Consider the following 9,687-nt stretch of genomic DNA (forward strand, 5'->3'; position numbering starts at 1 on the left):
GTCAGTGCGCATCAACATCGTGAAAACACCTCCAGCAGGTTCAGGCAGTTGCTGCCAATGCGCCTCACTGGCACCGTTGTAACATGTCATCCAATAGATGACAAACACGATGTCGTCTACGTGATGACAATCCGAGGGAGGTGCCCGTGACCGCAGCCGACCAGCCGTCCACGACCAGTACCGACGCCCCCAGCCCGGCGTCCTTCCTCGCCGCCGCGGCGGCCCTTGCCGCCATAGACGACGCGCTGCGCGAAGCCCAGCACGAGACCCCCGACGCCGCCGGGCCCGGTCCCGAACAGGCGCTGGCCTCCCTGATGCTGCTGCGGCAGGTGCGCGAGCAGCTCGCCGGCTGGGAGACCGGCCTGATCGAAACCGCCCGCGACGCGGGCGCCAGCTGGGCCGACCTCGCTGGCCCCCTCGGCGTCGCCAGCCGCCAAGCCGCCGAACGCCGCTACCTGCGCGGCCGCCCCGGCGCCGTCGGCACCACCGGCGAGCAGCGCGTGACGGCCACCCGCCAGGCCAGGGCCGCCGAACGCGCCACCACCACCTGGGCCCGCGCCAACGCCGCCGACCTGCGCCGCCTCGCCGGACAGATCACCGCGCTCGCCCACCTCGGGCCCGAAGCGCGCTCAGCCCAGGCCGCCCTGCATGCCGCTCTCGGTGCCACCGACGCCGCCGAGCTCATTGCGCCCCTGGCCGGCATGCGTCCCTACCTCGATGCTCGCCACACCGGCCTCGTCGAATCCCTGGACGCGCTCGAAGGCCGGCGCACGACAACAGCCGCTGACGATGACTGACCGGATCCCTTGAGCGCAAGCCCCGTCCTTCAGGACGGGGTCAGCTCATCCTTGGTGCGGAGCCGCGCAGCGGCGGAGTTCTCTGCGTTGTCAGTGGCGCGCACTATGGTGATCGCACCAGTCGAAGGGGGTGTTCTCTTGCTGTCCGGTCGCCGCTACCTGCTCGACCTCTCGCTTGAACAAGGTGAGATGTGCGAGGAGTTCGGCGACATCTGCCGGTCGGTGTGGAACACGGCCCTGGAGCAGCGTCGGGAATACCGGCGGCGAGGGGCGTGGATGAACTACGCGCCGCAGTGCGCCGAGCTGGCCGACGCCAAGCGTGAGCATCCGTGGTTGAAGGCGGCACCGTCGCATGCATTGCAGCAGACGCTGAAGGATCTGGACCGGGCCTGCCGGGATCACGGCACGTTCAGGGTGCGGTGGCGGTCGAAGGCACGTTGGTCGCCGTCGTTTAGGTTCCCCGACGCCCAGCAGATCAGCGTGGAGCGGCTGGGGCGCAAGTGGGGCCGGGTCAAGCTGCCGAAGCTGGGCCGGGTCCGCTTCCGCTGGTCCCGCCCCCTGGGTGGTGAGATCCGTTGTGCGACCGTGTCCCGCAAGGGCGGCCGGTGGTTTGTGTCGTTCCTCGTCGACGACCACGCTGCCACTCCCGCGCAGCACGCCATGCCCGGTACCGCCGTGGGCCTCGACCGGGGGGTCAAGACCGCCGTCGTCACCTCGGACGGCGACTTCCACGGCCGGCCGTTCATCACGGCCGGCGAGATGATCCGGTACCGGCGTCTGCAACAGCGCCTCGCCCGGTCCAAGCGCGCCAGCGCGAACCGGCACAAGACGATCAGGGCCATGGGGCGCATCATGTCCCGGGTGTCGGACCGGCGTGGGGACTTCTGCGCGCAGAGGGCTGCCCGGATCGTCGCGAAGAACGCCCTGGTGGTCCTCGAAGACCTGCGGATCAAGAACATGTCCGCCGGCGCGTCTGGCACCGTGGCCGAGCCCGGCCACAACGTCCGCCAGAAGGCCGGGCTCAACCGGGCCATCCTGGACAAGGCGTGGCACCGCCTCGAACTCGCCCTTGCCAATGCCGCCCGGTACACGGGCACGCGCGTGGTGAAGGTCAACCCCGCGTACACGTCGCAGCGGTGCTCCGCCTGCGGCTTCGTCACGGAAGGAAACCGCGAGAGCCAAGCGGTCTTCCGGTGCAAAGCCGCAGGCTGCGGACACCGCGACCATGCCGACGTGAACGCCGCGAAGAACATCAAGGCCGCAGGACATGCGGTCTCAGCCTGTGGAGACCTCGGCACCAGCCGGTCCGTGAAGCAGGAACCCGTAAGCCGGGCAACCGGCCGAACCCCCTCATAGGGCAATCCCCGAGCTTCAGCCCGGGGAGGAAGTCAATCCCACCACACAGAGTCACACCATGCGGGTGCAGTCCGGCCCACCCCGAACCACGCCGACGGCGGGCAACGGTCCGTCTCGGCCCGAGTCCAAGTCCGTTCATGACGTTCCCACAGAAAGAGACCCACATGAGCAGCAGTGTCGAGACACTGGAATTCCAGGCCGAGACCCGCCAGTTGCTCCGACTGGTGATTCACTCGATCTACTCGAACAAGGACATCTTCCTGCGCGAGCTGATCTCGAACGCCTCCGACGCCTTGGACAAGCTGCGGCTCGAATCGCTGACCGACTCCAGCCTCGCCGAGATCGACGCCGCCGACCTGCACATCTGGTTGGAGGCCGACAAGGACGCCCGCACACTGACCGTCCGTGACAACGGGATCGGCATGACCCGGGACGATCTCGTGGAGCTGATCGGCACCATCGCCAAGTCCGGCACCGCCGGCCTGCTGGAGAAGATCAAGGAGTCCAAGGACGCCGCCACCGCCGAGAGCCTGATCGGGCAGTTCGGCGTCGGCTTCTACTCGGCGTTCATGGTTGCCGACAAGGTCACCGTGCGCACCCGGCGGGCCGGCACCGACTCCGGCACTCAGTGGCAGTCCGACGGCGAGGGCACCTACGACCTCCAGGCCGTCGACGGCCTGGAGGTGGGCACCTCGGTCACCCTGCACCTCAAGCCCGCCGACGGCGAGGACGGGCTCGCCGACTACCTCTCCGAATCAAAGATCCGCCAGATCGTCAAGCGGTACTCGGACTTCATCCGCTGGCCGATCCGGATGGCCACCGAGCGCACCGACGCCGAGGGCGAGACCACCCGCGACATCCACACACTCAACTCGATGAAGGCGCTGTGGGCCCGGCCGCGCAGCGAGGTGACCGAGGACGAGTACAACGAGTTCTACCAGCAGATCAGCCACGACTGGCTGGCACCGGCCGAGACGATCCACATGCGCGCCGAAGGCACCTTCGAGTACGAGGCACTGCTGTTCATCCCCTCACAGGCACCCTTCGACCTGTTCTCCCGCGAGACCAAGCCCGGCGTGCAGCTGTACGTCAAGCGGGTGTTCATCATGGACGACTGCGAAGCGCTCATGCCCAACTACCTGCGCTTCGTCAAGGGTGTCGTGGACGCCCACGACCTGTCGCTGAACGTCTCCCGCGAGATCCTCCAGCACGACCGACAGATCCGCGGCGTACGCCGGCGCCTGGTCAAGAAGGTCCTCGGCGCCATCAAGGACATGCAGTCCAAGGACGCCGAGCGCTACGCGAAGGTATGGGCCCAGTTCGGCCGGGCGCTGAAGGAAGGCCTGGTCGAGGACACGGACAACACCGAGGCCCTGCTGGAGCTGGTGTCGGCCGCCTCCACGCACGACCCGGAGAAGACCACCACGCTGCGCGAGTACGTCGAGCGCATGAAGGACGGCCAGGACACCATCTACTACCTGACCGGCGAGACCCGCGCGATGGTGGAGAACTCCCCGCACATGGAAGCCTTCGCCGCCAAGGGGTACGAGGTTCTGATCCTCACCGACCCGATCGACGAGGTGTGGGTGGACCGGGTCCCGGCCTTCGACGGCCACCGCCTGCAGTCCATCGCCAAGGGTCAGGTCGATCTCGCCGAGTCCGCCGACGGCGACCAGGAAACCGACGCCGAGAAGGCCCAGCGCGAGCAGGACTTCGCTGCCCTGCTGCCGTGGCTGACCACCACCCTGTCCGAGCAGGTCAAGCAGGTCCGCCTGTCGTCACGCCTGACGACCTCGGCGGCATGCATCGTCGGCGACGCCCACGACGTGACGCCGACCCTGGAGAAGATGTACCGGGCAATGGGACAGCAGATACCCCCGGTCAAGCGGATCCTGGAACTCAACCCCGCACACCCGCTCATCACCGCCCTGCGCACAGCACACGACGCAGGCGCCGACGACCCCGCACTGGCGGAGACCGCCGAGCTGATATACGGCAGCGCGCTGCTCGCCGAAGGCGGCGACCTGCCCGACCCGGCCCGCTTCACCCGGCTGCTCACCGACCGCCTGACCCGGACTCTGTAACCACGGGTGCGGCCCGGCACAGCCGAAGCGCCCGGCCGCACCCACCCCGACCTCGCCACCCTCACACCCCACGTATCCGTCTGTCCCGGCACCCCGTACAGGGTGCCGGGACAGACGGATACGTTCTGGCTGCCCATTTACCACACGGGGTGAACCGTTCCGGGTTTGATCGGTTGTGACTTTGACCTGGGGTTTCGTGGTTTTGCGGTAGTAGTTGGTCTCGTATCCGGCGGGTGGGATGTGCCCAGAGCCGGCCCCGCGGCCGACGGCCCGACTCCGGCTCCGCGGGCCGCCGGGCTCGGCGGCGTCCGCGCGCACGAGCCGACGGTCCAGGACCGCCCGCAGCCGGTCCACGCCCTCCGGGTCCGCCACGGCCCGCTTGGGCAGGACGACGACGCCGACGGCGGACTTGTCGGTGCTGAGCAGTACGAACAGCTCCGAGTTCTCGGCGTAGCGCGGGTAGAGGTGCCAGTCGGGGGTGGCCGAGCTGTGCGCGGTGGTGAGCCGGACCCCGGTGTCGTCGACCGACCCGCGGATATCCCCCTGCCGTTCGGCGAGCCGGCCGCCGGTCCGCCACCCCGACCGACACGGGGCTGGGGACTGTCCTGAAAGGCGGTCGGCGGCCGGGACGGCGGTGCCAGCCCGATGGCCTATGAGACGGACATGGTCTCCGTCGGTGTGGGGGTCGGGGTCTCTGTGGGGGTGGGGGTGGGGGTGGGGGTGGGGAGACCGCTGCTGTTCTGCACCGCCTCGATGTAATCGCTCAGGGCGGTCACGAAGGCCTTTTCCGCCGCAGACACCTGGCCGGCGTCGCCGGAGGCGATGGCCTGGACGAGGTTGTTGATCGCTTGCCGCAGGACGGCCAGTGGATCACTGGCAAGGTCGGTGGCCGCGGTTTCCGGTGTCTGTGCCTGAGGATCGGTGAGGGCGTTCTCGGCGGCGTCGCCGAGCTGGTTGATCTGCCCGGTGGTCGGTTGGCCGTCGTCGCTCTGCTCTACAGCGGTGGCCAAGTCGGCGACCGGGGCGAGCCGGGAATCGCGCAGGCTGTCGAGGTGCGTGTCGGGGGATGCCGCATGGCTGCGCTCGCGGACCGAGTCGCCCGCTACTGCGAGCGGGCCGGCGATACCGACCAGAAGGGCGGCGCAGAGCACGGTGGAGGCAGTGCGCCAAGTGGGCAGACCAAGCATGTTGCGTGTCCCTTTCGGTGGACATCGGATCTTGAGCCACCTTGAAAGCAGCCGTCGCTCAGCACAACTAACTGATAACTCAACGTGTTGGGTCATTGGCTGCCGTATCGTGCCTGGTCAGGTGGCTCTTGATGCCGTCAGGGTCTGGGGTCCGTTCGGCGCAACCGCGTCGGCCGATGTGAGTAGCCCCTTGAGGCATTCGAGGGTGACGTGCACGGCCGCGATCTGTCCCCGTCCTGGCCTGCGTCACGAGGCACAACGTGTCGTGGCCCCGGTGCGTCATAGGAGCAGTACGCCGCGAGCCCACACCGCGAAGCTTGTGCTCGTCACCGTCGGTCCCAGGGGGGTCCATGTCCGCACGTAACGCCCAACTGCTCCTCGTCCTCGCCCTGTTCGCCACAGCGGGCGGGGCCGTCACCGGCTGCGGCAACGAACAGGGCAGCGGTCGTGGCGCTCAGGCCCGCACCCCCGGCCACAGCCCGATGGCGGAGGCCCGCGCTCGTCAGGTCGCCGACGCCTGGGACGGCTCCGAGGCCGCCCGAGCTTGGCGGAAGGGCTACTACTACCCGATCGGAGAGGTGGTCCAGCTGCCCGAGGACGCCTTCCACGACGCAGCCGACAAGCAGGCCTACGGGAACCAGAACTTCGCCCTGCGTGGCCAACTCCCCGCCGCGCCACGGAAGAACGGCCAGGTGACGTGGGAGAGCGGGGGCTCGCTCACGCTGCCGCTGATGGAGGCGCGGCAGGCATACGAGGCCGTGGCCCGCGGCGGCAACGACGGACCGCACTTGACCGTGACCGGGGCGAAACTGGGTGAGATGACCCTGTCCACCAGCCGCGGCCCGGCGACGGTCCCGGCCTGGCTTTTCACCCTGGACGGCTACGACACCCGCTCAAACAGGCCGCCGTCCGTCCCTTGAAGCCCCCCACACCGCCGATCGAGCCGATAGCGGAGGGGCCCAGCGACACGTTGCAGCCGCTGCGGCAGGGTCAGGACCGCGAGGGACGGCCGGTCCATCACGGTGCTCGCCAACCACGGGGCCTGCGACGACGGTCCTGCCGTGGCTGTGCTGGAGACGGACGGGAGCGTGGTGCTGTCCACGTCCGTCGTCGGGACGAAGGAGGGTCCCTGCACCGCCGACCTGCTCGGCGAGATGGTGACGGTGAAGCTGGACCGGCCACTCGGCGACCGTGTCCTCCTGGACGCGTTCACCGGTCGGCCGGTGCCGGGATGGCCGTAGCCTCGTCGTCAGGCGACACCATCCGACCGACAAGGCCGCCGAGTTCGGCACGGCCCCGTAGCTGTAGCACCGTGACGCCAGCGGCCCGTCCCTCGTTGACCTGACGGGGCCAGACGCTGCTGTCACGGACGAAGGGCCTCGGCTGGAGCATCGGGTGTCGCGGTGGCCGCGGCAGGAGGCTGGCCGCCGGACGTCTGCCCAAGCCAGCATCTGAGTACGGAACGCATCTCTGCTGCGTCGGCACCGCACGCCTCGGCGATTCTGATCACGAGATTCGGGTCCGAGGGCGTTCCCTGGCCCGTGAAATAGCGGTGCAGGCTTGAGGTACTGAGGTAGCACTTGCGTGAGATCGCCGCGTAGCTGAGCCCGCTGCGCTCCTTCAGGCGGGTGAAAGATTCCGCCAGCGTCGTTGCCCGTACTATCACGGCTGCCCTGCCCCCCCAGACCAGAACCCCAGTACCAGCGCAGCATCCCATAGCGTCCCAACCTGTGGAAGGATCCCCAGCCAGGCCCGTGTGAATCATCCCGGGACGCCCCTTCCGTTGCCCCCGGCCCCGGGCTCGACCACTGTGTGGACGGTGAGCCGTCCGCCGGGCGGCTCTCGTCCTAGGGGAGGGAACAGTGGAACACCGCACTAGATGGCGGTCTGCCGCCTTTGTGCTGGGAGCTGCTGCGGCCGCAGTCGTGGTCGGCGTCGCGAGCCCTGCGTACGCTGTCGTCGGCGGAGACGTCATCCGTCACGACAGCATCCAGAACCTCGTCATCGCCAAGGACATCCAGTTCACCAACGGCACCAAGGGCAGCACGTGCCACATCTGGAACCGCGACGGCGGTAACACCTATAACTACGTTAACGCGCATAACAACTGCACTACAGCCAGCATGAACGGCCGCACTTACAGCTGGACCGTCTGGAACGACACCGACGCCTTCACCATGCAGTACGAGAACTACTGGGTGAACATGCACGGCGCCTGGCGCTACGTCAGCGCCAACGACTACACCCGCATCCACGACAACGAGAACGCCCATTGTTACCGGGAATCCGACGGCGTCAACTGCTACGTCAGCTACGGCTGAGCCACGCGGGGGGTACCTGCGCAGCCGGCGTAGGTACTCCTGCCCGACCCTGGCCGCTCGATCACCTCGATCGCCAAGTGTGCGCCACACCTGCGCGGCACGGCAGGCGCGCGGCGGCTAATTTGCACCGCGGTTCAGAGATTGGAGACCGGGGCCGACTCCGTACGCCATCCCGTCACGCCGAAGGGCCCTGGGGAGACTTAGGTTCTAGTGGTCGTCGCAACACCCCAGCTCATGGGATGCGATGGACTTCAAGATCCGGGATGACCGGAGGCCCCAGGAACCGAGGAAGCTGGTCCGCGAGCGGGAGGCATACCTTCAGCTTGTGGATCAAGGAACTCCTCACGAGGACGCGTGCCGGATCATCGGCATCAACAGCCGTACCGGCAGACGTTGGCGCAACGGCCGGAACGCGTCCGGCAAGAACAAGGCGGCACCACCAATCACCGAGGTGGTGCCGCCGTCGTTCGCTGAACCAGCACAGTCGGAAGAGCCGACCGGACCGTCCCGGTATCTGCGCGAGGCCGACCGCATCCACATAGCCGACCGGCTGCGTGAAAAGGCCACCGTCCGCGCGATCGCTGCCGAGATGGGACGCAGCCCCTCCACCATCAGCAGGGAGATTCGCCGCAACCGCACCGTCCTGTCCGACGGCAGGTGGTACTACCGGCCATACGCAGCCCAACACCGCGCCAACCGGCGCAAGCCCCGCCCCAAGGTCGGCAAGATCGGTCAGATCCCCGAGCTACGGGACTTCGTCCAGGAGCACCTCGCCCGACGCTGGAGCCCGGAACAGATCTGCCACGCTCTGCGCAGACGCTTCCCTGAGCGGCCGGAGATGCATGTGGTCCACGAGACGATCTACCAGGCCCTCTACGTCCAAGGCCGCGGAGAGCTGCGGCGTGAGCTGACCCGCGCCCTGCGGACCGGACGCGCGATCCGGCGTCCCCACCGGCACTCCGCCCGCCGCCGGCAGCGGTTTCCCCACCCCATGGTCATGATCAGTGACCGTCCCGCCGAAGCCGCCGACCGGGCCGTCCCCGGCCACTGGGAAGGCGACCTCATCGTCGGCAGCAACTCCCGATCCGCCATTGCCACCCTCGTCGAACGCAGCACCCGCTACCTCATGCTGGTCCACCTGCCCCACGGCCACGGAGCAGCAGCCGTCCGCAGGGCATTGGCCGACACCGTCCAGGCCCTGCCACCCCACCTGAGACGCTCACTGACCTGGGACCAGGGCGCCGAGATGGCTGCCCACCACGCCTTCAGCATCACCACCGACGTTCCGGTCTACTTCTGCGACCCTGGCAGCCCCTGGCAACGCGGCTCCAACGAAAACACCAACGGGCTCCTGCGGCAGTACTTTCCCAAGGGCACCGACCTGTCCCGGCACAGCAGGGACGAGGCCTGCCGAGCCAATCGGAGGCCGGTTGTCGACCGGGGTCGTGACGGAGTCGAGCAGGAGCTGGGCGACGTCCACGACCTGGACGGACTCCTTGGCCTTGCCGTCGTTCTTCTTGCCGTTGACCGAGTCCGTGAGCATGACCAGGCAGAACGGGCAGGCGGTGGAGACGATGTCCGGGTTCAGCGCAAGGGCTTCGTCGACGCGCTCGTCGTTGATGCGCTTGCCGATCCGCTCCTCCATCCACATCCGGGCGCCGCCGGCGCCGCAGCAGAAGCCGCGCTCCTTGTGGCGGTGCATCTCCTCGTTCCTGAGGCCCGGGACCTTGCCGATGATCTCGCGCGGAGGCGTGTAGATCTTGTTGTGGCGGCCCAGGTAGCAGGGGTCGTGGTAGGTGATGATGCCCTCGACCGGGGTGATGGGGACCAGCTTGCCCTCGTCCACCAGGTGCTGGAGCAGCTGGGTGTGGTGGATGACCTCGTAGTCGCCGCCGAGCTGCGGGTACTCGTTGCCGAGCGTGTTGAGGCAGTGCGGGCAGGT

General features: G+C 68.2%; 8 protein-coding genes and 2 pseudogenes. 7 read left to right on the forward strand and 3 right to left on the reverse strand.

All coding sequences use genetic code 11. The features are described from left to right. Window positions 1–146: 146 nt before the first annotated feature. The 3 genes from ABZ818_RS41315 to htpG all read left to right on the forward strand — a co-directional run bounded on the left by ABZ818_RS41315 (window position 147) and on the right by htpG (window position 4,237). Window positions 147–797 carry a type III effector protein gene (locus ABZ818_RS41315; RefSeq protein ID WP_361427079.1) on the forward strand — a complete coding sequence of 217 codons (651 nt, stop codon included), beginning with the start codon at window positions 147–149 and terminating at the stop codon, window positions 795–797. A 138-nt stretch (window positions 798–935) separates the two neighbouring features. After that, window positions 936–2,153, forward strand: coding sequence for a transposase (locus ABZ818_RS41320; RefSeq protein WP_361427082.1), 1,218 nt, complete (start codon window positions 936–938; stop codon window positions 2,151–2,153). Window positions 2,154–2,317: 164 nt separating this feature from the next. Then, window positions 2,318–4,237, forward strand: coding sequence for a molecular chaperone HtpG (htpG, locus tag ABZ818_RS41325; protein WP_361427085.1), 1,920 nt, complete (start codon window positions 2,318–2,320; stop codon window positions 4,235–4,237). A gap of 650 nt (window positions 4,238–4,887) precedes the next feature. Here htpG and ABZ818_RS41330 read toward each other — a convergent pair. Then, the gene (locus ABZ818_RS41330; protein ID WP_361427088.1) at window positions 4,888–5,388 is read right to left on the reverse strand and encodes a hypothetical protein; all 501 of its coding nucleotides are present in this window, start codon (window positions 5,386–5,388) and stop codon (window positions 4,888–4,890) included. Between the two features lie 386 nt (window positions 5,389–5,774). On the opposite strand from ABZ818_RS41330, the gene ABZ818_RS41335 reads away from it, so the two are divergent. Together ABZ818_RS41335 and ABZ818_RS41340 are read left to right on the forward strand one after the other, a co-directional pair. Beyond that, on the forward strand, window positions 5,775–6,344 hold the full coding sequence (locus ABZ818_RS41335) for a hypothetical protein (protein ID WP_361427091.1): 570 nt from the start codon (window positions 5,775–5,777) through the stop codon (window positions 6,342–6,344). A 141-nt stretch (window positions 6,345–6,485) separates the two neighbouring features. Next, window positions 6,486–6,665 carry a hypothetical protein gene (locus tag ABZ818_RS41340; protein ID WP_361427094.1) on the forward strand — a complete coding sequence of 60 codons (180 nt, stop codon included), beginning with the start codon at window positions 6,486–6,488 and terminating at the stop codon, window positions 6,663–6,665. A 122-nt stretch (window positions 6,666–6,787) separates the two neighbouring features. Here ABZ818_RS41340 and ABZ818_RS41345 read toward each other — a convergent pair whose 3' ends face one another. Next, on the reverse strand, window positions 6,788–7,399 hold the full coding sequence (locus ABZ818_RS41345; protein WP_361427097.1) for a helix-turn-helix transcriptional regulator: 612 nt from the start codon (window positions 7,397–7,399) through the stop codon (window positions 6,788–6,790). Between ABZ818_RS41345 and ABZ818_RS41350 the strand changes: the two genes are divergently transcribed. Both ABZ818_RS41350 and ABZ818_RS41355 read left to right on the forward strand, forming a co-directional pair. Beyond that, window positions 7,323–7,745 (forward strand): hypothetical protein, encoded by a 423-nt coding sequence (locus ABZ818_RS41350; RefSeq protein ID WP_361427100.1) that lies wholly within the window; start codon window positions 7,323–7,325, stop codon window positions 7,743–7,745. The genes ABZ818_RS41345 and ABZ818_RS41350 overlap by 77 nt on opposite strands. Before the next feature lie 244 nt (window positions 7,746–7,989). Further along, window positions 7,990–9,141 (forward strand): annotated as a pseudogene (locus ABZ818_RS41355) (IS30 family transposase); the annotation flags it as partial. Window positions 9,142–9,183: 42 nt separating this feature from the next. Here ABZ818_RS41355 and ABZ818_RS41360 read toward each other — a convergent pair. After that, window positions 9,184–9,687, reverse strand: a pseudogene (locus ABZ818_RS41360) ((Fe-S)-binding protein); the annotation flags it as partial.

Source organism: Streptomyces sp. NPDC047453, from assembly GCF_040643155.1.
Lineage (GTDB): Bacteria > Actinomycetota > Actinomycetes > Streptomycetales > Streptomycetaceae > Streptomyces.